Source organism: Microbacterium sp. No. 7 (genome assembly GCF_001314225.1).
Lineage (GTDB): Bacteria > Actinomycetota > Actinomycetes > Actinomycetales > Microbacteriaceae > Microbacterium.
The window spans coordinates 25,582-50,416 of sequence record NZ_CP012698.1 but is presented as its reverse complement, the minus strand read 5'-3'; the positions used below and the strand labels follow the sequence as shown (position 1 = coordinate 50,416).

Annotated in this window: 24 protein-coding genes; 14 read left to right on the top strand and 10 right to left on the bottom strand. The window is 66.0% G+C overall.

Features of this window, described 5'->3' with window-relative positions; all coding sequences use genetic code 11:
* The first annotated feature begins 66 nt into the window (after positions 1–66).
* Together AOA12_RS21435 and AOA12_RS21430 are read left to right on the top strand one after the other, a co-directional pair.
* A complete protein-coding gene (locus tag AOA12_RS21435) occupies positions 67–3,480 on the top strand; it encodes a LysM peptidoglycan-binding domain-containing protein (protein ID WP_054687372.1) in 3,414 nt (1,137 codons plus the stop codon).
* 10 nt (positions 3,481–3,490) lie between these two features.
* Positions 3,491–4,108: a prepilin peptidase gene (locus AOA12_RS21430; RefSeq protein WP_082406562.1), complete on the top strand. Its 618-nt coding sequence runs from the start codon at positions 3,491–3,493 to the stop codon at positions 4,106–4,108.
* Between the two features lie 10 nt (positions 4,109–4,118).
* Here the strand turns inward: AOA12_RS21430 and AOA12_RS23760 are convergent, their stop codons facing one another.
* Positions 4,119–4,286, bottom strand: coding sequence for a hypothetical protein (locus AOA12_RS23760; RefSeq protein WP_197281240.1), 168 nt, complete (start codon positions 4,284–4,286; stop codon positions 4,119–4,121).
* 57 nt (positions 4,287–4,343) lie between these two features.
* Between AOA12_RS23760 and AOA12_RS21425 the strand changes: the two genes are divergently transcribed.
* The 7 genes from AOA12_RS21425 to trpS all read left to right on the top strand — a co-directional run bounded on the left by AOA12_RS21425 (position 4,344) and on the right by trpS (position 9,153).
* Positions 4,344–4,835, top strand: coding sequence for a hypothetical protein (locus tag AOA12_RS21425; protein ID WP_156366697.1), 492 nt, complete (start codon positions 4,344–4,346; stop codon positions 4,833–4,835).
* A 33-nt stretch (positions 4,836–4,868) separates the two neighbouring features.
* Positions 4,869–5,432 (top strand): type II toxin-antitoxin system HicA family toxin, encoded by a 564-nt coding sequence (locus tag AOA12_RS21420; protein ID WP_054687366.1) that lies wholly within the window; start codon positions 4,869–4,871, stop codon positions 5,430–5,432.
* 142 nt (positions 5,433–5,574) lie between these two features.
* On the top strand, positions 5,575–5,934 hold the full coding sequence (gene cmtR / locus AOA12_RS21415) for a Cd(II)/Pb(II)-sensing metalloregulatory transcriptional regulator CmtR (protein WP_028495397.1): 360 nt from the start codon (positions 5,575–5,577) through the stop codon (positions 5,932–5,934).
* Positions 5,931–6,602 carry a cation transporter gene (locus tag AOA12_RS21410; protein WP_028495396.1) on the top strand — a complete coding sequence of 224 codons (672 nt, stop codon included), beginning with the start codon at positions 5,931–5,933 and terminating at the stop codon, positions 6,600–6,602. The genes cmtR and AOA12_RS21410 overlap by 4 nt, the downstream gene beginning before the upstream one ends.
* The gene (locus AOA12_RS21405) at positions 6,599–6,919 is read left to right on the top strand and encodes a hypothetical protein (protein WP_054687364.1); all 321 of its coding nucleotides are present in this window, start codon (positions 6,599–6,601) and stop codon (positions 6,917–6,919) included. The genes AOA12_RS21410 and AOA12_RS21405 overlap by 4 nt, the downstream gene beginning before the upstream one ends.
* A 49-nt stretch (positions 6,920–6,968) precedes the next feature.
* Positions 6,969–7,889 (top strand): tyrosine-type recombinase/integrase, encoded by a 921-nt coding sequence (locus AOA12_RS21400; protein WP_231637273.1) that lies wholly within the window; start codon positions 6,969–6,971, stop codon positions 7,887–7,889.
* Positions 7,890–8,112: 223 nt separating this feature from the next.
* Positions 8,113–9,153, top strand: a complete 1,041-nt coding sequence (gene trpS / locus AOA12_RS21395) for a tryptophan--tRNA ligase (RefSeq protein ID WP_054679560.1) — start codon at positions 8,113–8,115, stop codon at positions 9,151–9,153.
* Between the two features lie 8 nt (positions 9,154–9,161).
* Here trpS and istB read toward each other — a convergent pair whose 3' ends face one another.
* From istB to AOA12_RS21380, 3 genes are all read right to left on the bottom strand, one after another.
* Complete coding sequence (gene istB, locus AOA12_RS21390; RefSeq protein WP_054679557.1) at positions 9,162–9,974, bottom strand: IS21-like element helper ATPase IstB; 813 nt, start codon at positions 9,972–9,974, stop codon at positions 9,162–9,164.
* On the bottom strand, positions 9,971–11,650 hold the full coding sequence (gene istA / locus AOA12_RS21385) for an IS21 family transposase (RefSeq protein ID WP_054679554.1): 1,680 nt from the start codon (positions 11,648–11,650) through the stop codon (positions 9,971–9,973). The genes istB and istA overlap by 4 nt, the downstream gene beginning before the upstream one ends.
* 330 nt (positions 11,651–11,980) lie before the next feature.
* Complete coding sequence (locus AOA12_RS21380) at positions 11,981–12,430, bottom strand: hypothetical protein (protein ID WP_054687362.1); 450 nt, start codon at positions 12,428–12,430, stop codon at positions 11,981–11,983.
* Positions 12,431–12,593: 163 nt separating this feature from the next.
* On the opposite strand from AOA12_RS21380, the gene AOA12_RS21375 reads away from it, so the two are divergent.
* Positions 12,594–12,827 carry a helix-turn-helix domain-containing protein gene (locus AOA12_RS21375; protein WP_054687360.1) on the top strand — a complete coding sequence of 78 codons (234 nt, stop codon included), beginning with the start codon at positions 12,594–12,596 and terminating at the stop codon, positions 12,825–12,827.
* 4 nt (positions 12,828–12,831) lie between these two features.
* A complete protein-coding gene (locus tag AOA12_RS21370) occupies positions 12,832–14,013 on the top strand; it encodes a tyrosine-type recombinase/integrase (protein WP_054687358.1) in 1,182 nt (393 codons plus the stop codon).
* A 274-nt stretch (positions 14,014–14,287) separates the two neighbouring features.
* Here the strand turns inward: AOA12_RS21370 and AOA12_RS21365 are convergent, their stop codons facing one another.
* The 4 genes from AOA12_RS21365 to AOA12_RS21350 all read right to left on the bottom strand — a co-directional run bounded on the left by AOA12_RS21365 (position 14,288) and on the right by AOA12_RS21350 (position 18,933).
* Positions 14,288–15,763 (bottom strand): MFS transporter, encoded by a 1,476-nt coding sequence (locus tag AOA12_RS21365; RefSeq protein WP_054687357.1) that lies wholly within the window; start codon positions 15,761–15,763, stop codon positions 14,288–14,290.
* 90 nt (positions 15,764–15,853) lie between these two features.
* Positions 15,854–16,687 carry an SDR family oxidoreductase gene (locus AOA12_RS21360; RefSeq protein ID WP_054687355.1) on the bottom strand — a complete coding sequence of 278 codons (834 nt, stop codon included), beginning with the start codon at positions 16,685–16,687 and terminating at the stop codon, positions 15,854–15,856.
* 47 nt (positions 16,688–16,734) lie between these two features.
* Positions 16,735–18,030, bottom strand: coding sequence for an amidohydrolase family protein (locus AOA12_RS21355; protein WP_054687354.1), 1,296 nt, complete (start codon positions 18,028–18,030; stop codon positions 16,735–16,737).
* 48 nt (positions 18,031–18,078) lie between these two features.
* On the bottom strand, positions 18,079–18,933 hold the full coding sequence (locus AOA12_RS21350; protein ID WP_054687352.1) for an isocitrate lyase/PEP mutase family protein: 855 nt from the start codon (positions 18,931–18,933) through the stop codon (positions 18,079–18,081).
* A gap of 115 nt (positions 18,934–19,048) precedes the next feature.
* Between AOA12_RS21350 and AOA12_RS21345 the strand changes: the two genes are divergently transcribed.
* Positions 19,049–19,945 (top strand): LysR family transcriptional regulator, encoded by an 897-nt coding sequence (locus AOA12_RS21345; RefSeq protein WP_054687350.1) that lies wholly within the window; start codon positions 19,049–19,051, stop codon positions 19,943–19,945.
* Positions 19,946–19,974: 29 nt separating this feature from the next.
* On the opposite strand, the gene AOA12_RS21340 is transcribed toward AOA12_RS21345, so the two are convergent.
* Positions 19,975–21,381 carry an MFS transporter gene (locus AOA12_RS21340; protein WP_054687348.1) on the bottom strand — a complete coding sequence of 469 codons (1,407 nt, stop codon included), beginning with the start codon at positions 21,379–21,381 and terminating at the stop codon, positions 19,975–19,977.
* Between the two features lie 262 nt (positions 21,382–21,643).
* Here AOA12_RS21340 and AOA12_RS21335 point away from each other — a divergent pair, with 262 nt between their 5' ends.
* Complete coding sequence (locus AOA12_RS21335; RefSeq protein ID WP_054687346.1) at positions 21,644–22,627, top strand: cyclase family protein; 984 nt, start codon at positions 21,644–21,646, stop codon at positions 22,625–22,627.
* A 15-nt stretch (positions 22,628–22,642) separates the two neighbouring features.
* Here the strand turns inward: AOA12_RS21335 and AOA12_RS21330 are convergent, their stop codons facing one another.
* Entirely contained in the window at positions 22,643–23,290 is a 648-nt protein-coding gene (locus AOA12_RS21330; RefSeq protein ID WP_054687344.1) for a response regulator, read from the bottom strand.
* A 56-nt stretch (positions 23,291–23,346) separates the two neighbouring features.
* Here AOA12_RS21330 and AOA12_RS21325 point away from each other — a divergent pair, with 56 nt between their 5' ends.
* Complete coding sequence (locus AOA12_RS21325) at positions 23,347–24,780, top strand: sensor histidine kinase (RefSeq protein ID WP_082406559.1); 1,434 nt, start codon at positions 23,347–23,349, stop codon at positions 24,778–24,780.
* Positions 24,781–24,835: the final 55 nt, after the last annotated feature.

Sequence of the window (24,835 nt, the reverse complement as noted above, 5' to 3'; positions counted from 1 at the left end):
TGTGGGGCCTATATGACGTAAGACCCGCACCGCGCGGGCGCTGACGCTGAAATCGAGGAGACGACCGTGAGGCGAATCACCGCAGGGCTCGGAGCTCTCATCCTGTCTGCCGCGCTGCTGGTGGGTCTGCCTGCCGCGCTCATCTTCCTGGCCGGCAACCCGATCCCCTCGTGGGACCGCCTGATCACAGCGCTGACGATGCCCGACTACGGCGGCGAGTTCCTGGTCGGCACCGTCATCCCGCTCATCGCGTGGGCCGCATGGGCGACCTTCGCGATCGGCTACCTCGCGGAGATCCCGAACCAGCTACGGATCGCCACGTCAGGCCCCGGCGTGAAGCGGATGAAGCTGCCCGGCCTGGGCGTGCAGCAGAAGGCCGCCGGTGTCCTGATCGCAGCCATCATCGCGATCTTCGCTCCGAACGCCGCCATGGCCGCCACTCCGACCGCCGCCGACGTCGCACCCGTGAGCGTGTCGGCCAGCGTCACCAGCCAGACCGACCAAGCATCTGCCCCCGTAGCTGAGACCGCGCCCGCGGCCGCCACGGCCGAGCAGGCGCCTGCTGCTGCGCAGACCTACACCGTGAAGGCCGGCGACTCACTGTGGGCGATCGCCGAGCAGCACCTTGGCGACGGCCAGCGCTACCAGGAGATCGTCGAGCTCAACCGCGATCGCCCCCAGCCCGGCGGCTACACCGTGGGGCAGCGCGACGGCATCGACCCCGGAATGGTGCTCGAGCTCCCGGATGCGGCCGCGGCGCCCGCCAGCGTGACGCAGACCGGCGAGGAGCAGCGCACCGTGGTCTCCGGAGACACGCTCTGGGACATCGCCGCAGACGAGCTCGGCTCGGGAGAGCGGTACACCGAGATCTACGAGGCCTCCCGTGACATCACCCAGCCTGACGGGCGGCAGATCTCCGACCCCAACCTCATCGTGCCCGGATGGACGGTCGCCATCCCTGCCGCCGACGTCGCCGCGGCCGCGTCGATCACCGAAGCGCCGACCGAGGCTCCCGCGCCGGTCACACCGCCCGCCGGCGTCGACGGCGCTCAGGGCGCCACGGATGACCCCGCCGTCGACGACGCTCAGGGCGAGACCGACGACGCCGGTTCAGCGACGAACGACACCGATCAGGGTGTGGGCAGCGAAGGGACGTCGACGACCGAGGACACCGCAGACCAGACCGGCGGCGCCGGTGAGGCCAGCGAGCCCGCCGCTGAGCCCGCCGAAGGCGCGGGCACCGACACCGGCCTCGGCTTCGTGACCGATGGCGGGGCGGCCGAGCCGGCACCGCAGGAGAGCACACCTGCCGAGGCAGCACCCGCGCCGGCGGAGGTCGACGAGGCCGCCGAAGCGAGCGACGCCCCCGACTGGGCCGACGTCGTCACCGACTGGCGCACGCTTGGTATCGGGGGAGTACTCGCCGCCGGGCTGCTCAGCTTCCTCGGTCTGCGCCGCGTTCAGCAGCGCCGCAACCGCAAGCCCGGCCAGCGCATCGCGATGCCCGCCGAGGAGATCTCCACCGTCGAGCTCGAGCTTCGCGCCGTGGAGAACCCGCAGGGGATGGATGCCGTCGACCACGCGCTGCGCATGCTCGCGGTCTGGGCACAGGACACCGGAGCTACCCTCCCGGCCCTGTACGCACTGCGCCTGTCGGCCGACGAGATCTCCGTCTTCCTCGACGAGCCCGCGCAGCTGCCCGCACCGTTCCGTCAGGACACCCCGGACGAGATGGCGTGGTCGATCGGCTTCGATGACCTCGCCCCGCTCGAGCGCATCCCGTCTGCGCCGTACCCGGCGCTGGTCACCCTCGGCCACGACGAGAACGACGCCCACCTGCTCGTGGATCTCGAGAAGCTCGGCTCGCTCAACATCGACGGCACCCCTGAGCTCGAGGAGGCCGCGCTGACCGCTCTGGCCCTCGAGCTCGCGACCAGCACCTGGGCGGAGAACCTGCAGGTCACCCTGGTCGGCGTCGCCGCCGGGCTGCCCGACGCGGTCGGGTCCGGCAGGGTCCGTCACGTCGACGACGTCGACGCGTTGATCCGGGATCTGCGCGGCCAGGCCGAGGAGGTCACCGCGGCGCTCGAGGACGCCGGGATCACCAGCCTCGAGCAGGCGCGCACCGCCGGCCCCCTGGCGGAGTCCTGGACCCCCGAGATCATCGTGCTCGGCCAGCTGCCTGACGAGCACACCCGGCTCGAGCTCGCCGAGCTCGTCAGCCGCGTGCCGCGCGTGGGGATCGCCGCGATCTCCGCCGGGCACCTGGCAGGAGGCTGGAACTTCCGCCTGCAGGACCGGACGACCGCCGAGCTCGAGATCCCGGACACGGACGGCGCGACCCTGCCGCTGACCCCGCAGGTCGTCACTGCTGAGGAGTACGCCCGCATCCTCGCCCTGTTCACCGTCGCCAACGACCAGCCCGCCGTAGAGCACTCCTCGGCGTCGGCCGAAGTCGAGCTCGACGAGATCTTCCAGGGCGCCACAGACGAAGCTCCCTACCCGGAGGCTGAGACCGCCGAGCTCGACCCGAACGGCACAGTTGTCGACGCCGTGGAGCTTCCCGCCGAGCACCTGGTCGACGCCGTTGCCGTCGACGCCATCGACCAGGTGCTCGATCCGGCCGACGTCGCCGGCGAGACTACGACCGCGGAGATCTCCGTCGACGACAACGCTCACGACCTGAGCACCCTCGCGCCGATCGTCGACCTCCGCTCTCCCCGGCTGCAGCTGCTCGGCCCGGTCACCGTGCTCAACCCGCAGGGTGAAGCGCCGAGCAACGCTCAGCAGTGGAACTCGCAGCGTCTGCGCGCGATCGAGCTCATCGCCTTCGTGGCCACCCACCCCGAGGCCAGCACCGAGCAGGTTCACGACGCGCTGTGGCCCGGCAGCGACCCGGCCCGCGGCACGTCGTCGCGCAACCGCCTCACCACGGCGGCGCGACGCTGGCTCGGCAAGGACCGCGCCGGGCACAGCTACCTCGTCCCGGCCACCAAGGGTGTCTACGCCCTCACCGACACGTTCGCCAGCGACTGGGACGAATGGCTCGCCCTGATCGGCACCGACCCGACCACAGCGACGACCGAGAACCTCGTGCGCGCGCTCGGCCTGGTCAAGGGCCAGCCGATCTCCGGCGTCAAGGAGAAGTACTACGTGTGGGCCGAGACGCTGCGCCAGGAAATGATCGCCTCGATCGGTGACGCCGCCCACGAGCTCGCAACCAGGTCGCTGCGTGAGGGCAACACCCGCAACGCACGCCTGGCCTCCGCGATCGGCCGCATGGTCGACCCGATCAACGAGGTCTTCTGGCGGGACGCACTCCGCGCCGAGCACATGGCCGGCGACATCGCCGGCGTCGAGCGCCTGGTCACGCAACTCGAGCACGCGCTGACGCAGATCGACCCGGACTACGCCGAGCCCGAGCCCGAAACCGAAGAGCTCATCGAGCAGCTGCGTCGCCGGCACGCCGTTGCCAGCTGATCCCGACGCCATGGTGACCGAACATCCCGCACGCACCGAGGAGCCGCAGCGCCGTTCTGCGGCTCCTCGGCTGCTGTGGTGGTGTCTCGGTGCCCTCGCGGCCGGTTTCGGGCTCTCAGCGGCGCTCACAGCGCCTCTCGCTGCCGAATCGCGCCTGGGGGTGGGGGAGTGGGGCGCTATCGCCGTGTTCGCGGCCGTGGGCGTGCCCCTGGCCATCATCGACGCCAGAACCCGCCGCCTGCCCAACGCAGGCACCTTCCCGCTGGCCGCGGCGCTGCTCGGGTACTGGGCGGGGCTCGCCGCCACGACCGGGCAGTGGCAGCTGCTCGCTCAGGCGGCCATCACCGCCGCGGTGATCTTCGCTGTCGCCGCGGCGATCGCTCTGGTCGGCACCCTCGCCGCCGGAGACATCAAGCTGTTCCTCGCGATCGGGCTACTCACCGGATGGTTCAGCTGGCTGCTCCCGCTGTACGCGCTCGTCGCCGGCTACATCCTCGCCATCCCGCACGCCGGCATCCTGCTCGCTCGTCGACGTCGAACACCCGGCGCCGACACGCGCCTGCCATTCGGCCCCTACCTGGTCGCCGCGGCGCTGCTGGTCACGATCGCCGCCAAGCTCGCCGGATAGCCAGGCCTGGTCACCCGCCCCAGATCGACGGCCCGGTGAACACCGGCACCACGATCGACTGGTCGACCGGGATCACCCACCCGCACGCCGGACACAGCCATCCGCCGGGACGATCCCGCATCACCACCCGGCAGTCGCGACACCGTGGCTGCACCTGGGCCTCCATCGCGTCGTCCATCGCCCGAGCGTAGGACTCCGCCGGCCTCCGCCGCTTCCACAATCCACAGCCGCCGGCGTGTCCGCGAAGGCGGAGAACAGCGGCCTATATGAGTACCTGACCCCGACGAGAAGGGAACTCATCATGACCGACGCAGCCGGCGACCGGCTCGACTTTTCCGCGTGGAGCACCCGTCTCTACGTGTGGGGCGACCGGGCACGCCGATTCAACAGCACACGACTCTCGATCGTCGCCATCGTTGGCGGTCTCGCGGGTCTGGCGCTCTCGATCACCGCCGGCACCGCGATGACCTGGCTGCTCCTCGGCGTCCCGATCGCGGCCGTGTTTCTCGCGCTGCTGATCGTGAGTGGCAACGGCGGCAGACTCCTCGCCATCACGCCATTGCAGTGGGTCGCTCTGGCCCTCGCACCGTTCTTCAATCAGATCGCGTTCGTCGCCACGGAGGTCTACATCCTCACGGTCGTCGGCATCGTGATCGGTCTGATGCTCCCGCTGCTCCTGCACGGTCTGGCGTGGCTGTTCTGGCGCCTCTCACCCGCGATGCCCTGACCCGACCCCCAACGAAACGATCAACACGAGCACATGACTTCTGGCCTACCCACTCCCCGTCAGATCGCCGCGCGAGTCGCTCCCCGGGCGACCGCCACGGCCGCGGCCCGGAGCACGCCGGAAGGGCGCCGGCTCTCACGCAAAGCGGGAGCTCAGATCCTCGAACTCGGCATCGACGTCTCGGACGTCGACCGGGCGATCTCCTCACCGCACTCCACGGAACCGACGCACCAGCACAACGGAACGCTGTATGTCCGCGGAGATCTCGGCGTCATCGTCCCCGACGACGACCACGCCCTCATCGTCGGCCTCGTGCGGGTCGACCCGAACACCACACCGCATCGCCGCGCAAGACGTGCCGGCGGCGGACCTTCCCGGCGCATGCCAACCACCACCGGCGAGCTCGAGCAGCTGCTGCACGTCCACGGCTTCCAAATCACCGCGGCGCGAGGAGGCCACCGCAAGGCCCTCCATCCCGACCGGCCCGGGGTGATCATCACCATCCCGCACACCCCCAGTGACAGCAGGAGCTACCCGAACCTGGTGGCCGACATCCGCCGGCTCACCGGCATCGACATCACCCAGCCCGCCTCCTGACCGCCGCACCCCGAGGGGATACCCTCGCAGCGTGTGCGGACGATTCGCGATGAACAAAGCTCTGGGCATTAATCACCAGATGCATCTCGAAGGACTGGGTGCACGCTAGCGTATTAGTCAGCGTTCGATGTATAGTCATCGAGTGCTGACTATTACTTCCCGTCTAGATGTGATGAACCGACTCGGCCGCGCGATGGCGGACCCGACCCGCTCCCGGATCTTGATGTCCCTGCTCGAGGGACCTTCCTACCCGGCTGTGCTCTCCCGCTCGCTCGAGCTCTCGCGCTCGAATGTGTCGAACCACCTCACCTGTCTGCGAGATTGCGGCATCGTCGTTGCCGAGCCCGAAGGGCGGCAAACCCGCTACGAGATCGCTGACCCGCATCTTGCGGCTGCGCTCACGGCGCTGGTCGATGTGACGCTTGCCGTCGACGAGAACGCACCGTGTCTCGACGCAGCGTGCATGGTGCCCGGCTGCTGCGGAACGGAGGCGCAGGCATGAACTCCTCGCTGACAACTGCGCGTCGTACCACGCTGCACCGGCGGGTCCGGTTCATCGTCGGTTTCACGATCACGTACAACGTGATCGAAGCCATCGTCGCGGTCTGGGCTGGCGTGCTCGCATCGTCTGCCGCGCTGATTGGGTTCGGTCTGGACTCCGTCGTTGAGGTGCTCTCGGCCGCCGCGATCGCGTGGCAGTTCACCCGCAAGGATCCCGAGCGGTGGGAGAAGGTCACCGTCAAGGTGATCGCCATCGCGTTCTTCGCTCTCGCCGCATACGTCACCGTGGACGCTGTCCTGAGCCTGATCCAGGCGGAGGGTCCGGACCATAGCCCGTTTGGCCTGGGTATCACCGCTTTGAGCCTGCTCATCATGCCCCTGCTTGCCTGGTTCGAGGTCCGCACGGGACGTGAGCTGGACTCCAAGAGTGTGATGGCGGATGCTAAGCAGCTCATCCTGTGCGTCTACCTCTCCGGAGCAGTGTTCGTCGGCCTCATTCTCAACAGCCTGTTCGGCTGGTGGTGGGCCGACTCCGTCGCAGCGCTCGTCGTCGCGGTACTCGCGATCCGCGAGGGGCTGGAAGCATGGCGCGGCGACGTGGAATCCCCGTTCGAGGTCCTTGAGGACCTGGAAGATGACGATGAAGACGCAGAGGAGAAGATCCGATGACGCAGGGCCCATTCCGGGACGTCCCGATCGCATGCACGCTCCCGACCATCGCGGAAGCCAAGGCGCAGGTGGAGAAGTGGCAAGCGTTCGACGCGGACTATGTGCTCTCCTCAGAACGCACCGATTCCGAGCTTGTCGTCCACTACGCCAAGGTCGATGACTCGATCAGCCGGCTGCGGGAACTCGTCGAGGTCGAGCAGCGTTGCTGCGCGTTCGTGCGGTGGAACATTGACGAAAACGACAGTGACCTGCGTCTGATCGCGCGAGGCTCCGAGGAGCAACTCGCGGCGCTCAACGTGCCGACTCCACAGCACTGACTGCATGCCGCAGGTGCATCAATGGTGCATCTAATGCAATACTGGCGGGGTGAGTTCTGGACATGGCGGCGCGACCGCGCTTCGGCTGCTTGGGAACGTGCGCCCACTGGACGAGAAGCAGTTCGTCTATGACGCCATGCTCGCGGGATGGAGCGATCAGCAGGTCAGTCGAGGCCTTGTGGCCTCGACGATCCAAGGCAGGATTCTCACGATTCGCCGGTTCGAGGCTTTCACGGGGCGATACCCGTGGGAGTGGTCAGTCGGCGACGTCGAGGACTACACGACGCACGCGAAGTCGGGAGCTCGTCCTGCGGCACGGTCGACCATCCGTGCGTATCAGATGATCATTCGGCTCTTCTGCGAATACCTCTGCGACGGGCGCTACGAATGGGCGGCCGAGTGCGAACGCCGGTTCGGCCAGGCACCGCAGCAGATATGCCATGAGTGGAACACCACCGCACACCTCGTCGACTACGAAGGGCGGGCGCAGCGCCGGGCGCTCACCTATGACGAACTCGAGCGGTTCTTCGCCGCTGCAGACGCGCGGGTTGAGTCCATTCTCGACCAGGGGAGGAAGGGCGCGCTGGCTGCGCTTCGGGACGCGCAGATATTCAAGACGATCTACGCCTATGGTCTGCGCCGTGCTGAGGCGGTCGGTCTCGACGTCGCGGATATGCGCTCCAATGGCGCGGCTCCTCGTTTCGGTCGGTTCGGTGCCGTTGAGGTTCGCTGGAGTAAGGGCTCGCGTGGCTCCGGGCCGCGCCGACGTTCGGTGCTGACCGTGCCCGAGCTGGGGTGGGTCACCCAAGGTCTCGCACAGTGGGTGGATCACGCACGCCCTCGCTTCACGGACGAAGCCGGCATGCTCTGGCCGACCGAACGCGGCAGTCGGGTCAGTCTCCGCTACATCGACATGAGGTTCGCAGCCCTCCGTGATCAGCTGGGTCTCCCTCCGGAGCTCAGCGTGTGAGAATGTCAACCTCAGCTGGGCCCAGGGCGGCAATCTAAACGGGACCCACCCTGTGGTTTCTGGTCTTGGTTCCGGGCCCCGGTAGTATCTCGTTCATGAACTTCAACCGTTCCGCTTGGTGGTGGCTGCGATAGCAGCCGGTTGAAGTATGTTCACGGGCTGCACGGCAGCTCGTGGAACGGCCCGAGTACTCCGTGTAGCTCCCAATCATCGGGAGACACAAATGGAGTCCTTCATCGCAACCGCGCAACGCTCGGCAGAGGTCGCGGTCCTCGTGGCCGAGCACCCCGAGCACTTTCGAGTCCTCACGGGTGAGCGGCCGACTGGGCCGCTGCATCTGGGCCACTACTTTGGCACCATCAGGGAACGGGTGCGTCTCCAGCAGGCTGGCGTCGAGATGTTCCTCGTGCTCGCGGACTATCAGGTCATCACCGACCGAGACACGATGGCTCACGTTCGCGAGAACGTCTATAGCGCTGTGCTCGACTATCTCGCCGCGGGCATCGACCCGGAACGGACGACCATTTTCACCCACTCGTCGGTGCCGGCGCTGAATCAGTTGATGCTGCCGTTCCTGAGCTTGGTCACCGAGGCGGAACTGCATCGTAATCCGACCGTCAAAGCGGAACTCGCGGCGTCCGGGCGCGCGTTGAGCGGGTTGCTCTTGACCTATCCGGTGCACCAGGCGGCCGACATTCTGTTCTGCAAAGGCAATCTCGTGCCCGTCGGCAAGGACAACCTCCCGCATGTGGAGATGACTCGCGTGATCGCTCGACGGTTCAACGAGCGCTATGGGGATGTCTTCCCGGTTCCGGATGCGTTGATCACGTCGACGCCGGAGGTTCCGGGCTTGGACGGTCGGAAGATGTCGAAGAGCTACGGGAACGCGATCGCGTTATCTATGACACCGGACGAGACAGTTGCGGTGATTCGTCAGACTCGGACCGATCAGGACCGGCGGATCAGTTTCGATCCCGAGGACAGGCCTGGTGTTTCGGCGCTGTTGTCGACGGCCGCGCTGTGCCGCGGTGTCGAGCCAGCCGAGTTAGCCGACGAGATCGGTGATGGCGGCAGCAGCGCCCTGAAAGCCATGACGGCGACAGCCGTGAACGACTTCTTGGAACCGTTGCGCGTGAGGCGGCAAGCCTTCGCCAAAGACGAGGATCTCGTGCGGGCGATTCTTCGCCACGGCAATGAGGCTGCGAACACTTCGGCGGAGTCAACACTGGCCCAGGTGCGCGAAGCAATGGGGACGATCTACTAGGACCTCGGTCAGACCTGGTCAGTGAGTCGGCGGGTGTGGGCGAGGCGATAGGAGTCGGTGCCGGTTTCGATGATGCTGCCACCGAACGTGAGTCGGTCGACGATCGCAGCGCAGAGCCTCGGGTCGGTGAAGGTCCTCGTCCATCCGGAGAACGATTCGTTGGAGGCTATCGCGACGGAGTTCTTCTCTTCGCGTTCGGTGAGGACCTGGAACAGGAGCTCGGCTCCGCGGCGGTCGAGTTCCATGTAGCCGAGTTCATCGATGCAGAGCAAGTCGACGCGGCCGTAGCGAGCGATGGTGCGGGCGAGCTGCTTCTCGTCGGCGGCTTCGACGAGTTCGTTGACGAGTTTCGTCGCGAGCGTGTATTTGACCCGATAGCCCTTCTCTGCAGCCGCGGTTCCCAGACCGATCAGTAGATGCGATTTCCCGGTACCGGAGTCGCCGATGAGGCAGAGCGGTTCGCCTTTGCGGATCCAGTCACCGGTAGCGAGTTGGTGGATCGTGGCCGGGTTGATGTTCGGGTTCGCGTCGAAATCGAAGTCACCGAGCCACTTGCTCCGCGGGAAGCCAGCCGCAGACACGCGCCGAATCGAGGAGCGCCGATCGCGATCATCGCACTCCGCGAGCAGTAGCTCTGCCAGGAACCCTTGGTAGGACAGCTGCTCTCGGTTCGCGGTCACCAGGGCCTCGTCAACGACGGCGCGGACAGTCGGGAGCCGGAGACGCCGGCAGGCCTGATCGACAGCCGCGATCGCTGCTTCTTCGGTGAGCCCGCGTCTCCGGCGCAGCGTCGTCGTGACGGTGGTGGGTTTCGTGGTCATGTTCCCGTGGTTCCTTCCCGATCAATCGCTTCGTCCGTGAGCGTCGGGCGTGCCCGACGTTCCAAGAGTTCGTCGTAGCCGGCGACACTCGGCAGTGGTCTCGTGTCGGCCGGGAGACCTGCGATCACCGCGGCCGGATCAGCGAGACGGCGTTGGGTGAGACTGACAACTCGTTGCTCGCGGCCAGACGCGAGTTCACGGAGATGACCATGCAGGCCAGGCCCACCCGTCGAAGTTTGTCTGCGGGCTTCGACAGCGACGACATCGGCGGTGACTGCCCCGACTTGGAGTGCTGCGTGGATGCCGGCGATCACTTCCTCTGCGGGCATGCTCCGGTGCAGAAGCAGAACATCAATGAGGGCTCGCGTGCCGACGGCATCACCATCGGTCTTGCGGGCGGCCGCCCAGAACGCATCGTGGGCAGCCGTAAACACTCCGGCCTCCCGCGCCCTCGCTAAGGCGGTGGCTCCCGGGAGCGCTCCGGGCTTCTGACGCAACACCTCGAGGTAATGGTCGAGGACGACTGATTGTCCGCCGCGCGCGACAACTCGCTCATGGCGGGCAACTTCCTGGTGCCCGTCGAAAACGACGACCACGGACGCGCGTAATGAGACGCGGACGTTCCGGCCGATCAGATGGGCGGGGACGGAGTACTTCGCCATCCGAACCGTGATCAGACTCGACCTGTCGACCCGCGGATGCAGCGTCAGGCCTGGATCGAATCGCTCATACGGCAGCGGCGACAGCAGTGCCTGTTCGACGGCGAAGTCCTGGCCGACTGTGCGAATCCGCGACGCGATCCGCCGCCTGTCATCCGCCGCGTCCCAGGCGCGGATTCTCGCGTTGAGTTCTGCGAGGGAATCGACAACCGGCATGGGTGTCAAATGTGTTCGCCGGAACCGCCCGACCTCACCCTCAACGCCGCCCTTCTCATGTGCGCCCGTGATACCGGGTTGGCAGTAGAACGAATCGAACCCGTAGTGGGAGCGGAACAGCACCCACCGCTCGTTCTCGATCCGGCCGCGCCCGTTGCCATAGAGCACCGCCTGGACTGCCGATGTCAGATTGTCGTAACGGATATGCCGGGTCGGGATGCCGCCAATCTCTTCGAACGCATCAATGTGGCCCTCGAGGAATGCTTCCTGCGACTGAGTCGAATAAACCCGGTGGATCGCCTTCCCCGAGTGAGAGAGCCGGAACACGAACATGTGGCACTTCGTCTTCACCCCAGCTAGCACCACCCACACCTCGCCGAAATCGACCTCAGCCTCCGCACCTGGCTGGTGGTCTTGAGGGATGAAGACCTCCACCCGCCGGCCCGCGACCGCGTCGATCTCGGGCCGGCGAAAGCGGACGTAGTTACGAACAGTCGAATACGACAATTCAGTCGCTCCGTGCTCCTCAATAAGACGATCCAGTACCCGGGTCGCGGTGTGGCGCTGCTTCCTTGGTGCCGTCAGATCCTCCCGCAGCATCGCGTCGATCGCGGGCTTGAACCGGTCAAGCCTCGGCGCCGACCTCACCCGCGTCTTCTTCGGCGGCGGTTCCGGCGAAGCCAACGCCTGCCGCACCGTCGCTCGCCCAACGTGATGACGGCGCGCAAGCTCTCTGATCGAGAGCTCCTCCACCCGCGCATCACGCCGAATCGCCGCGAACACATCCACCCGAGATCCCATCCCAAACCTCCACCATCAGCATCCGGAACAACAGTTCCGTCAACGGTGGAGGTGGACTCGGCTCAGGCTGCCGTGGACACCCCGTCAAGCAGCAAGTGGTCTCCGCTTAGATTGCCCTGGTGGGTCCGACTTACGCTGCCATAGTCAAGTACCACTATGAATATCACTACGCCTACCGGCCGAAGGTCGAGGTCTCCCGCGGGCGCATGGCGGTCGCAGGAACAAGGAAGGCGATTCGCGTACGTCGACTCTGAGGAGCGCGACGGCGGGCGGGTGCGCGAACTTCCGTACCGTAGAGGAGGGGCTCCGCGCACTGCGTAGCGTGCTCGCTCAAGCCCCGGTCGGCGGGCGAAGGACGACCCCAGCCTTGAGGACCGCCATGCGCATCGTCTCCTGGTTCACGTCCAGCTGGTCGGCAACCTGCGAGAGCGATAAGCCGGATGCGTACAGTCGCACCGCCTCAATCACCTGCTCTGCCGCGAGTGGCTGTCGCCTCACCACAGTGCGCTTCTCCCGCAGGATGCCGAGGATGGTGGACTTGGCAACGCCGTACTCGGCAGCGAGCGCAGTCGATGTCTCGCCCGCTCCATATCGAGCGGCGACCGTCGCGCGATCCTCGTCGCTCAGCCGGTTCCAACGCCGCTGCGTCCGTGGTTTGAACTCTCGCGGGAAATCGCCGATTGCGGCGGAAATCTCGCGAAGCTGAGTGGCCGTAACAGGGGTCGCTGAATTATTGGAACAGAGGTAGACAATGTCGACCGAAAAGTCCCGGGAACTCAAGGGTTCCCGGGACTTTTTAGTTGGTGAGATTTGATCGTGTCATCGCGAAGTCATCGCAATGAGCTGCCCGCGCCACGTCTGCGCGAACGTTCTCCGATACGCGTCCCACCGCTGCGGTTGCTCCGGATTCGTTCCATGGGGGAGTGGGCCGCACCTGTTTGGTATGGATATCGAACGCACGGCCGCCGGCAACCCGTGGGGGTTGGAGCCGCTTCTGGACGTGAAAGAGCTGGCCGCGTATCTGCACGTGCCGGTCTCGACGCTCTACGACTGGCGGACGCGTGGGTTCGGTCCGCGAGCGTATCGGTTCGGGAAGCATCTGAAGTTCGCTGTCTCCGACGTCCGGGACTGGATCGAGCAGCAACACGACCCGGTTGCTTCGGCGCGACAGGGGTGACTCGGTGAGCGCTCCGCGCCTGTCGATCGGCACGTTCGGCGACATCGGCTTCCTCCACACCGCCGGCGGTCGGGTGGTCGCACGTGTTCGTTACCGGGACTGGGACGGCCGGACCCGGCTTGTGCAAATGACCGGCGACACCTCGAAGGCCGCGGAGCGGGCGTTGAAGGCGAAGCTCGCTGACCGTGGTCTCTTCCAGCCCTCAACTTCGGCGCTCAGCCCGGATAGCCGATTCCTCGACCTGGTCGGGTATTGGCTGGAGGATCTGGAGTTGGAGGGCCGGATCTCGACACGTACTTTGCAGCTCTATCAGCGGAACATGGAGACGCTCGTGCTCCCCGCGTTCGCGAACCTGACGCTGCGGGAGATCGGGGTCGCCCGGTGCGACCAGTTCCTGAAGCAGCTCGCGAAGCAGAGCTACAACCGCGCTAAGCAGGCCCGCGTCGTGCTGCGCCTCGCGTTCGGTCTCGCCGTGCGGCACGAGGTACTTCCCCGCAACCCGATGGACCATGTCTCCCGGCTGCACAAACCGCCGAGCATGCCGAGCGCACTGACCCCGGTGGAGGTCAACGCGATCCGCGCGGCGATCGCAGTATGGGAGGCCGACGGCCCGTCCTCGGGGCCGAAGCCGGACGGGCAGCTCGGCGCGATCGTCGAGGTCATGCTCGGCACGTCCGCACGGATCGGGGAGGTCCTCGCTCTCCGCCGGCGCGACGTCGATGTCACCAGTGCGCAACCATCGATCCGCATTGCGGGAACGATCGTCTCTCCTCGCGGCGCTCCGACCTCCCGACAGGATCATCCGAAGACGGCGAAGTCGCGACGCACCGTCGCGATCCCGTCCTTCACCGCAGCGGCCGTGCGCCGCCGGCTGGTTCAGATGCACGATCCCTCCCTGGATGCGCTGCTGTTCTGCAGCCGCCAGGGCACACCGCTAATGACCAACAACGTACGCCGCCAGCTTCGCCATGTGATGGACCTCGCTGGCATCACCGGGGTTACGCCGCACATGTTCCGTCGGAGCGTCGCCACCGCTATCAACGAGCACGCCGGCATCGAACTGGCCGCAGAACTGCTTGGCCACACGGACCCCAAGATCACGATTCAGCACTACATCCGCCGCAACGACATGGTCAACCCCGCCACCGCCGACCTACTTGAACGCGCGTTCCCGACGGACGACTGACACAATCGGCAATCCGCCGACAGCGTTCGATGGGGGATGCGTGTTCGACCTCACCCTGCGGACGCCTAGCCTGCAATGTGCGGGGCGCGGCGATCTCCGGTCGCTTCGCGGCAGCCGTAGCGCCTATCGTGCATGACATGTCGCATCGATACAAGGAGACCAGCGAGGGCGATTGGCCGTGAACGTCGTCGAGTGCTGACGAGCACCGAGAGTCTGTGATTCGCGAACGACCAGGGGATGCCGCCCACAGGGCGCGGCATCCCCTGGTTCGTCCTTAGCGAATGACCTTCACTTCCGCTGCTTCCGCTGCATCGGCCACTTCCTCGGCCTGCACCTCGGCGACCGCCTCGACCACCGAGCCACGCTCGGCCATGGGAATGCCCGTCTTCACGAGCAGTGTCGCGACGAGGGCCAGGATGCCGGTGATGACGACGAATGCGATCGTGCTCCACCATGCGGTGAGCGTCGGTGCGGTCGTCTCGGGAACGACATCCGAGGCCAGGAGGATTCCCACGACGGCTGTACCCACGGCGGCGAACAGCGTGCGACCGACGGAGTAGATCATTCCCACTGCCTCGCCGGTGCTCTGCGGCGGAACCACCTCGACGATCAGGTTCGGGACCCCGACGAGGATGAGAGCGGTACCGAGGCCTGTCACGATCGTGGCGATGATGGCGAGCGGCAGGTTGTGCACGCTGATGCCGAAGCCTAGGTATCCGATGATCGCGATGGCAATGCCAGCCCCGAGAGTGACTTTGGCGCCGAACTTGGCGGCGACCTTGCCGCCCACCGGCGAAAGGGCAAACCCCATGGCGCCGGAGATCAGCCCGTAGAGGCCCGCCTGGGTCGGGGTGAGACCGAGGCCGATCGGAAGTTCGGTCGGGCTCTGGAACAGAATGGCGTTCATGAGTCCGGCGGCGGCGAAGATTCCGAGGCCCACGAGCGCTGTCGCGATGAGGGCGAGCGTGAGCGAGCGCTGCTTGAAGAGGCGGAGGTTGAACATCGGGTTCTTGATCCGCAGCTCGAGCACGAGCCACCCGATGAAGATCGCAACACCGCCCAGAATGAGGGCGATGACGAGGGGCGAGGCGCCCTGACTGCGCGAGCTGTTGACCCCGAACAGGATTGCTGCGACTGCCGGGGCCAGGAGGATGCCGCCCAGGATGTCCAGGCGCGGCTTGCGGCCGGGCGCGACCACCGACCGCGGCAGCGCGAGCGAGCAGAGCAGCGCGACCACCGACAGGATGCCCGATGCGACGAAGATGCTGTGCCATCCGGCTGTGTCGAGAAGGATCCCCGCGGTCAGCGCGGCAATCGAGCCACCGATGAGTGCTGACCCGGTGGTCAGCGCGATGAGCACCGGCACACGGGGTGCGGGCACCACTTCGCGTGCGATGCCGACGAGGAGCGGGAAGAGCGCGGTGCTGGCTCCCTGCAGCGCCCGACCGATCAGGATCCCCTCGAAGTTACCCGCGATCACGCTGATGAACGATCCGATGGCCGAGATGATCATCAGGACGACGAGCACTTTCTTGCGCCCATAGAGGTCGCCGAGTCGCCCCGCGATCGCGGCCGTGCCGGCCCCTACGAGCAGGAACACGGTGATGGTCCAGGAAACAGCCGCTGCATCAATGCCGAAGGCGCCCATGAGAGTCGGCACGGCGACGTACATCATGGTCTGCTCGAAGACGCCCGTGATCTCGATCACCAGGAATATCGCGACGATCACCCCGTAGGGCAGGAGCTTCACGGGGGAAGCGGACGGTGTGGAAGACGTCATTATCTTTCCTTTTCTGTGTGGGTGGGGCGTTGCTGGAGCCGCTCGAGGGGTACGCCTCGCTCAGGCTCCGGGGAGGGTGAGGCGGCCGCCTCGGAGGGCCGCGACGACTCCGCCGTCGACCAGGAGGTCTGTTCCGGTGATGAAGCTGGAGCGTGGGTCGAGGAGGAACTCGGTCGCGTGCGCGATGTCTTCCGGGGTTCCCAGTCGCTGGGCGCTGGAGGCTTCGAGCATGGCGCGCATGCCGCCACCGCCCTCTCCGGCGAGTTCGAGCTGTCCCATGGGTGTGGAGATGATGCCGGGGCTGATGGAGTTGATGCGCGCCCCGCGGTCTCCCCAGTTCGGCGCGACGGCTCGCACGCGCAGCTGGTTGGCGCGTTTGGCGATGCTGTAGGCGGCACCGCTGTTGGGCAGCGCCTGCGGGGAGAGGAGCGGCAGGTCCAGCAGCTCGTCGGTGGGAGTCTGCGCGAGCTGCTGTTCGAGTTCCGCTGGAAGGCTCACGAAGTGTCCGCCCATGCTGGAGATCACGACCCCCGCTCCGCCCTCGGCGACGACGGATCCGAATTCTTCGAGCACCAGCGCGGTACCGAGCAGGTCGACGGCGAGGATCGCGGCGACCGGTGCCTGCTGGGGGGAGACGCCGGCGGTGTGCACGACTCCGGTGACGGGTCCGAGGGATGCCGAGTAGGCCGCGAGCGCCGCCACCGACGCTCGGTCGCTGACGTTCACATGCAGCGAGGACGCGGCGTATCCCTGTCCGATGAACTCTTCGGTGAGAGCATCCAATCTGACCTGATCGAAGTCGGCGAGGACGAGCGTGCGCCCTGTGCCGAGGCGACGGGCGATCGCCGCCCCCATGCCGCCGGTGCCGATGACGGCGAGTACTGAGTTGGTCATGTTTCTCTCCTGCGTGGCGTGTTGATAGCGGATGTCGGCGGGGGGCATCAGTGGGCGAAGCCGGCCCGCAGCGTGGCACGGTCGATGGCGGCGCCCGCGATGTAGACGTCCGAGATCTTGGTGGTGTTCGTGATGTCTAGGAGGGGGTTGGCGTCGAGCACGATGAAGTCCGCGCGCTTGCCTGCGTCGAGTGACCCGCGGTCGGCAAGTCCGAGCATCTGGGCGGGCAGCAGCGTGGCCGCCTTGATGGCGGCGAGGGGCGCCATTCCCGCCCCGACCATGGCAGCGAGTTCGCGATGTTCGGTGTACCCGGGGAACTGGGCCATCACGCCGGTGTCACCGGAGAGCAGCACACGCACCCCCGCGTCGACGTACATCGTGAGGCTGGACTCGAGGACCCGGTAGCCTTCGGTCTGCTGGGTGAGAACCTCTGCCGGGATCTGGGAGAACATTGCCCGGAACGTGTCCCGGGATGCTGCGTCGACGGTCTCGGCGAGAGCGGGGTCATCCAGCCAATCGCCGGCATCCACAACGGCCTTCTGGATGCTCAGGGAAGTGAACACGAAGACGTCGTTGTCCCGCAGGAGTGTGAGCAGTTCTTCGTCGGCTCCAGGCTCGCGCACCATGTGGGCGGTGCCATCCGCTCCGGCGCGGACGACCCCCTTCGCATCTTCGAGTTCGTAGATGTGGGCGATGGCCATCTTTCCGGCCTTGTGTGCCTCGTCGATGATCGCGCCATACACGTCGGGGCCGAACTTGGCCTTGGTTCCGTTGCGGTCATCGACCCAGAACTTGATGACGTCGGGATTCTTGGCGACGATCTCGCGCACGACCTGGCGGGCTTCCTCGGGGGTCGAGGCCTCGCGGATCGCGTCGGGGGCGAAGAAAGCCCCCCCATTGCCGCCGCCGGGTGTCGGCGCCGCGATCCCGTTGGATGCCGACAGCAGGAGCGCCAGTTCGGGGTCGCCGAGTGTGCCGGCGCGCTGTTCGTCGCGGATCGCGATCTCGACGTCGTCCCGGTCTGTGCCGAGCGACTGGATGACGCTGACACCGTAGTAGACGAAACGGCGCAGATGATCGAGAACATTCTCGCGCGAGAAGTTCGCCGCCTCGGTTCTGCCGCCCTTGAGGTAACCGGCATGGCCGTGCGGGTTGACGATCGTCGGCATGACGGTCTTTCCCGTGAGGTCGACTCGTCGTGCTCCGTCTGGAGGCGTCAGGTCGGCGGCGGGGCCGACCGCGACGATCTTGCCGTCGCGGACGAGAATGCCTGCGTGATCGATCGGGTCGCTGCCGTCGCCGGTGATGACGCGTGCCCCTGCAAAGTAAGTGGTGTCGCTCATGATTCTGGTGTCGCTTCCTTGATTGCTTCTTCGTGACTTCTTGGTTCGTCAGTCGCCGAGCAGGCCATACTGCTGGGCCTTCTCGCGGGCCTCTCCCACGCCGAGGAACTCGTCGAACCCGATGATCCCGGGGATGCCGCCGAGCTCCTGCTCGAGGCTGACCGCCGAACCCTCCGCTGCCAGGATCGTGAATGCGCGAAGGATCGCTGCCTTGGCAGCCTGGTGGGACAGTCCGTAGTACAGGACCACGTCGATGCCGAGCTGGGTGAGATCAGCCGCCGACTGGCCGGGAAAGTCCACCCCGAAAATCGGAACGACGCTTTCGGCCTTGAGCCGCGTCTGCGCCGCAAGATCGGGGATGCCGGCATAGAAGAGGCCGTCCGCGCCGGCATCCTGATAGGCGAGCAGGCGATCGACGGCTGCCTCGGGACCTTCCGTTCCGGGTGAGTCGGTACGGCCGATGATCAGGAAGTCCTCCGAGGACCGGGAGTCCACGGCGGCCTTGATCTTGTCGACGGCGGCGGCCACGGAGATGATGCGTGGCTTCATCGTGATGTGCTTCCCGAACTCGTGATCTTCGATATGCACAGCAGCAGCCCCCGCCCGTTCGAGGGTGCGCACGGCCCTCGCCACGTGCAGTGGATTGCCCCATCCGCCCTCGGCGTCGACGATGAGCGGGACGCCGGCGACCGGCGCGAGCCGGCGGACCTGGTCGGCCATGTCCTCGAGCCCGATGTGCCCGATGTCGGGCACCGCGTACTTCGTCGCGCCCGTCGCGTAGCTGCCGACGTATGCCGCCGAGAAGCCGACGTCGCGAAGCACGCCGGCGGAGATCCCGTCGTAGATCGACGGAGCGATCAAGGGGTGGTGTTCGGCGATGAGTTCTTTCAGCGTGCTCGACATTGAGAGCCCTTCCTTGGTGCGTGTGTCGAATCTAAGCGCGTCCAAAGCAATAATCCACGTCCGTTTTGGTTACCCTCTATTGCTCACGGAGCAACAATCACGGAATGATGAGCGGGTGGAGATCCGACACCTTCGACACTTCATCGCCGTTGCCGAGACTTTGAACTTCTCTCGGGCCGCCGAGAACCTCCGGATGTCGGCGCCCCCGCTGAGCCGGAGCATCCAGCAGCTGGAGATCGAGATCGGCGGCGCGCTCTTCGTGCGCGGAACGCGAAAAGTCGAGGTGACTCCGCTCGGACACGCGCTCGTTCCCCACGCCGCGCGGATCCTCCACGACATGGATGAGCTGGATCGAGACATGCGCCGCAGAGTCCGCGGCCACGTGGAACTGCACGTCGGGATGAGATCCGTGCCCCCCGAACTGACCACTGCGTTGACAACCGTCATCCGCTCGGTCGAACCGGAAAGCGACATCAGGTTGCAGCCCCTCGACTCGCTCGCTCAGCTGGAGCAGATCGTCAGCGGAAAGCTGTCACTCGGGCTCGTCAACCGCAGACTGCACGATGCACGACTGGCGTACGTGCCCGTCCTCCGCGAGGCGCCCGGGATCGCGCTTCCCGACGAACCCCGTTTCGCTGCCCTGACACAAGTCCGCCCCGTCGACCTTGCAGGCCTCCGTCTGCTGATCCAACCTGGCGCCGATCCCACTGCGCCCGCCCTCGAGCCGATCGTGACGTCTGTCAGCGAAGTCGTGCCGGTCAGCTCCGACATCATCGGTGGGCTGTCCGCGATCATCAGCCAAGGCGGTTCGTGTTGCCTCACACTCGCGAACCCCTCTGCCCCGTGGCACAAGTACCTGGCTGGTGAGAGAGTCATCGTGCGGCCGCTGTCGTGGGACTCGGAGCCCGCCATCACGTATCTCTGCTGGCGTGTCGACAGGGACAGGCCCGACGATCTCGGGCCTGTCCTCGTCGCTGCCACAGAACGATTCGCAACGCCGCTCGATCTCTGATCAGCCGCGGCTCGGCCGCCTGCCCTGAGCTATGTCCGTTCGCGCTTCAACGCAGCGAGCCGCGCTCTCCGTGTCGCGGCGACGCCGACGCGGGGCCCGAGACTTGCGACAACACCGAACAGGACGACGAGTCCGATGAGCCACGTGAACACGCCTTCGACCTGGAAAGCAGCGAAGATCACGCCGATCACGAGCGAATTGATGATGCCGCCGAGTCGGGCGAACCCATTCGAGAACCCCGTGCCCACAGCGCGGATCTCGGTGGGGAAGATCTCCGTCGCATAGGTGGAGACGGTGCTGGCGATCACCGCCATCGTGAGGCCGTTGACGAGTCCTGCGGCGATGATCACCCCGACCGAGTTGACGAAGCCCATGGCCGCGAAGGACAACGCGAGGATTACTGCGCACACCACGAGGAGCCACTTGCGCTCGAACCGATCGATGACGAAGAGACCGATCACGCCGCCCAGAATGCCGGCGAAAGTGAGGAGGAAGACGATGCCTAGTGCACTGGCCGGCGGATAGCCGCGCTCGATGAGGATCGTCGGTAGCCATTGACCGATGCCGGCCTGGATCGACAGCATCAGGAAGAAGAGGCCGGTCGCGATGAGTGTTCGAGGCAGGAATCGCGGCGTGAAGATCGACCAGAGGGATGACTTGATCGGGTACTTGACCTCCTCGACGACAGGCTCTGGCAGCGTCGCGTCGGGGTGTGCTTCGAGAGTCTGCTGTTCGAACTTCGCCACGAGCCGCTCGGCTTCGTCCACGCGACCCCGCGAAGCGAGCCAGCGTGGGGACTCAGGCAGCGCCTTGATCGCAAAGACGGCGACAATGAGGCCAAGGCTCCCAGCCACCAGCACCAGCTGCCACATGCCCAGCGGGACGAACACGATGGATACTGCCACGATGATCGGGGCCCCGAGGGTGCCGACAGTGAGGACGGTCGCCATCATGCGTCCGCGGAAAGCCTTCGGGAAGAGCTCGTTCACCAGAACGAAGAGGATGACGCTCGTGGCCGCGATTCCGGCGCCTGTCATGATTCGAGTCGCGGCGAGCACCTCGAAGGTGGGAGAGACCGCCGAGCCGAGCGACCCGAGTGAGAACGTGGCCACAGCGATCAGGGCGATCGGCTTTCGCCCGAACCGGTCAGCGAGGCGGCCGCCGACGATGCCGCCGATCAACATTCCCACATAGACCATCGAGGTGAGGACGCCGACCGTCTCGAGGGTGAGGCCCCACTCCTCACGAATGCTGGGGACGACGAGCGAAAAAGCTGCGAGATCCATGATGTCGAAGGCGAACAGCGCCGCGATGATCACAGCGATACCGCGGTGGGACTTGGTGAGATGCGGCAGGCGATCGATCCGCGCACCGATGCGGAGAGCATCGGCGTTTGCGCGAGCCTCGGCGTCGGTAGGTGGTGCAACAGCGGTCATTCGGGGGCCTCCTTGCCCTTCCGGCGGTGTGTTGAAGGCGCTCGAGCGGTGCGCCTTGCCGTCATGCTCTCGTGGACGAGCGAAGTCCTCGACGGTCAGGCGTCGCGATCAGGACGCGACGAATGTCTCGCTCGACTGCCGTGACGAGTCATTTGTCCCGGGCGAAGGAGACTCTTGACCGATCACTGACGCTGCTCCTTGGCGGTTGGGTGGGGAGTGCGGCGAGCGCCGCCACTTTCGTCCGACCTCGAAGGAGAGACACATGTCCGACGTCACGCAAACCACCACGCGATCGCTTCCCAGTGCCGACGATGTGATGGGTTACCAGGAATCCCTCTCGAACTGGGGTCGATGGGGTGAGGATGACCGACTCGGAACTCTGAACCTCATCACTCCGGCGAAGCGGATCGAGGCGGCGGGGCTCGTGCGCGACGGCGAAGTGGTCTCCCTCTCGCGGGACATCGACCCCGAAGACGCCGATCCCCTTCACACCGGCCTCGCGGTCGTCCAGCGCTTCATGGGCATCGGCGAGCTCGAGCACCATGTCGGAAAGGGAGCGGCGCGGTTCGATGGCATCACCGAGTACATCGGCATCGCCGCGCACGGGTCTAACACGCATCTCGACGGGCTCGCGCACTATAGCTGGGACGGGATGAATTACAACGGCAACGTCGTCGCCGACACAGTGACCTCGATCGGCGGAGCGAAAGCGCTCTCCGTGCGTGACGCGGCAGACGGGATCGTGAGCCGAGGGGTGTTGCTCAACATCGTCGATCTGTATGACGGCGAATGGTTGGAGCCGGGCCACGCGATCACGCCGGACGAGCTCGAGGAGGCTGAGCGGCGGCAAGGTGTTCAGGTCGGGTCTGGCGATGTCCTCATCGTCCACACCGGTCACGTCGCCAGAACGCTGGCTCACGGAGTGGTGAAGCATGGGCCGCTCACCATGCAGGCCGGTCTCCATGCGGCGTGCTTGCCGTGGGTGAAGGAGCGAGAGGTCGCGACGCTCGGCAGCGATGGGATCCAGGATGTCCAGCCCTCGGGCTTCTCAGACCTGTCTCTGATGCGACCGATTCATGCGGTCGGGCTTGTCGCCCTGGGGCTTTGGCTCATCGACAACATGGAGCTCAGCGAACTCGCCCGGACCTGTGCCGCGAAGGGACGATGGGACTTCTTCTTCGCGATGCTCCCTTGGCGCCTGAAGGGCTCGACCTCCAGTGCGACGAATCCGCTTGCGATGTTCTGAATCGAGAGACGCGGCTCATGTCGCATCCCGGCCGGGAGCACCATCGAGCGCCCAGAGCGCCAATTGGACTCTCGACTCGAACCCCAGCTTGCCCAGGATGTGACTGACGTGCGTCCGTGCCGTGCGTTCGCTGATGAAGAGTTCGCGGGCGATGTCGAGGTTCGACCTGCCCCGCGCGACCAAAGCCACGACCTCTCGTTCCCGGGGAGTCAGAGCCTGGACTTCGGGGTCGACGGCAGTCTGTGCCAGCTGAATGGCCAGTTCAGGATCAACATATTGGCGACCCTGCGCGGCCGCCCGGATCGCTTCAAGGATGCTGTCCGGGCGGGCGGACTTCATGACATAGCCTGCAGCGTCGAGCTCGAGGGCACGGCGTACGCGATCAGTGTCGCCGTACGCGCTCAGGACGATGACGCGGGGCGGGTGGGGCAACGACGTGAGCTGCTGAATGAGATCGAACCCGCTCAGGGTCGGCATCATGAGGTCGGTCAGGAGCACGTCCACGCCTTCGTCCGCGCCAAGCGAGTGAAGGTCGCGAAGCGCCTCGCGTGCATCACCCGTCTCGCCGACGACGACGACATCCGTCGCGGTACCGAGGAAAGCGCTTAACCCACGCCGAACGATCTCATGGTCGTCCACCAGATAGACGCGAATTTCCGACATGGGAACCTCGATCGTGGAGCGACACACAGTCGCACGTTCTCCTGCACAATAGCCGGATGGAAGACCGTCGACGCAATCTTCCCGACAGTGGGCACGGCGCGCACGCGCGTCTGGATCCCGCGGGTCGATTCGTCGACGGCGAGGTGCGCATCTTCGACCTGGTGCGAGGAGGCGAGCCTGCGGTGAAGGTGCCGCAAGCGGGACGCGCGGGCTGGATCCTCGACGTCGATTCTCGGGTCGCGGTCGAAATGCGCCCCAGCGACGGCGGGTTCGTTCTCTCGGAGTTCGTCGGCGTGACATCGGCGCTCACCTCCGATGACTTGGATCGGGTGGACTCAGCAAATTTCATTGCAGTCACGCAGACGGCCGGTCTTGACGAAGCAGTCCGGCTGATGTGCTCTGACTTCGCCCGCATGACGGGCTTGACGGCGCCGACGCTCGTACTGATCGATCGAGATGGCAGTCCCACATTCGCCAGTGGAGTCTCGGCATCCCATGAGGCGCTAGCTGCCATGGAGCGCACTCGTCGAAACGGTGCGCCGATGGCGATCTGGCAGGCGTTCCACGAAGACCGCGTCATCGTCGACGCGAGATGGTTCGAGGTGGCGCGTCGCGATCATCGGTTCGCGCCCGTGAGCAGCATGTTCAGCAATGAACTAGATGGCACCTTCGTCGCCATCCCCCTCCGGATCGATCGACGAGCGGTCGGAGTGCTCTCTGCCCTCGATCACGGCGACGCCGAGCTGGCGGCATCCAGACTCATGGACAGCTGCGTGCTCGCCGAGCGGATGATGCTGGCCATCAGGTATTCGGAAGCGATACGTCGCGGACTTGCGCAGGGCGCGAACGCGGAACGGTCCCGGATACACGAGTACCTTCATGCCACGGTCGCCCAGGACGCGTTCGTGCTCTCGCTCGAGGTCGCTCGAGTCAACGCCCTCGCCGATTCGACGATTCGCGATCAGCTGGTGAACCTGGACGCAATGTCGGAACGGCTGCTGACGGACGTGCGAGCAGTGATCGAAGACCCGCCCGCCAGCGAAGCCGAAGTCGGGATCGGCTCGCGGCTGGACGAGCTCATTGAAGACGCGCGGGCACGCTCATCTGCGTCAGTAGACGTCGAGCTGGACGTCGAGTGGGACATCCTCAGCTCAGGATTCGGCGACGACATCCTGCACATCGTCGCCGAGGGCCTGCGGAATGCGCTGAAACACGGCTCACCGTCGGCGATCACCGTACGGGTGCGGCTGGAGCGCGATACCGGATGGCTGCATCTGGCCATCGCCGATCAGGGCGACGGTCCGCGAGAGTCGCCGCAATCCACGGGAGTGGGCCTGAGCCTCATCCGCCGATTGGTCGAGCAGCGCGGCGGCACAGTGACGATTCACTTGGAGAGCGACGGCGCAACCCTGAGCGTCGAGATGCCGGCCGAGTACGAGTCTGAATGGGCGGTCGCCCAGCGCTTCCTGGAGATCCCGCAGGAACGCTGATCAGAATCGCGACACTTGTCGCGCCCGCGATACGTCGTACCGCCGATTCGGCCGA

Excerpts from the sequence above, each read along its gene's own strand:
- AOA12_RS21430 (WP_082406562.1), top strand. The coding sequence starts at position 3,491 with ATGGTGACCGAACATCCCGCACGCACCGAGGAGCCGCAGCGCCGTTCT.
- AOA12_RS23760 (WP_197281240.1), bottom strand. The coding sequence starts at position 4,286 with ATGGACGACGCGATGGAGGCCCAGGTGCAGCCACGGTGTCGCGACTGC.
- AOA12_RS21420 (WP_054687366.1), top strand. The coding sequence starts at position 4,869 with ATGACTTCTGGCCTACCCACTCCCCGTCAGATCGCCGCGCGAGTCGCT.
- AOA12_RS21410 (WP_028495396.1), top strand. The coding sequence starts at position 5,931 with ATGAACTCCTCGCTGACAACTGCGCGTCGTACCACGCTGCACCGGCGG.
- AOA12_RS21405 (WP_054687364.1), top strand. The coding sequence starts at position 6,599 with ATGACGCAGGGCCCATTCCGGGACGTCCCGATCGCATGCACGCTCCCG.
- trpS (WP_054679560.1), top strand. The coding sequence starts at position 8,113 with ATGGAGTCCTTCATCGCAACCGCGCAACGCTCGGCAGAGGTCGCGGTC.
- istB (WP_054679557.1), bottom strand. The coding sequence starts at position 9,974 with ATGACCACGAAACCCACCACCGTCACGACGACGCTGCGCCGGAGACGC.
- istA (WP_054679554.1), bottom strand. The coding sequence starts at position 11,650 with ATGGGATCTCGGGTGGATGTGTTCGCGGCGATTCGGCGTGATGCGCGG.
- AOA12_RS21375 (WP_054687360.1), top strand. The coding sequence starts at position 12,594 with ATGGATATCGAACGCACGGCCGCCGGCAACCCGTGGGGGTTGGAGCCG.
- AOA12_RS21360 (WP_054687355.1), bottom strand. The coding sequence starts at position 16,687 with ATGACCAACTCAGTACTCGCCGTCATCGGCACCGGCGGCATGGGGGCG.
- AOA12_RS21355 (WP_054687354.1), bottom strand. The coding sequence starts at position 18,030 with ATGAGCGACACCACTTACTTTGCAGGGGCACGCGTCATCACCGGCGAC.
- AOA12_RS21350 (WP_054687352.1), bottom strand. The coding sequence starts at position 18,933 with ATGTCGAGCACGCTGAAAGAACTCATCGCCGAACACCACCCCTTGATC.
- AOA12_RS21340 (WP_054687348.1), bottom strand. The coding sequence starts at position 21,381 with ATGACCGCTGTTGCACCACCTACCGACGCCGAGGCTCGCGCAAACGCC.
- AOA12_RS21335 (WP_054687346.1), top strand. The coding sequence starts at position 21,644 with ATGTCCGACGTCACGCAAACCACCACGCGATCGCTTCCCAGTGCCGAC.
- AOA12_RS21330 (WP_054687344.1), bottom strand. The coding sequence starts at position 23,290 with ATGTCGGAAATTCGCGTCTATCTGGTGGACGACCATGAGATCGTTCGG.
- AOA12_RS21325 (WP_082406559.1), top strand. The coding sequence starts at position 23,347 with ATGGAAGACCGTCGACGCAATCTTCCCGACAGTGGGCACGGCGCGCAC.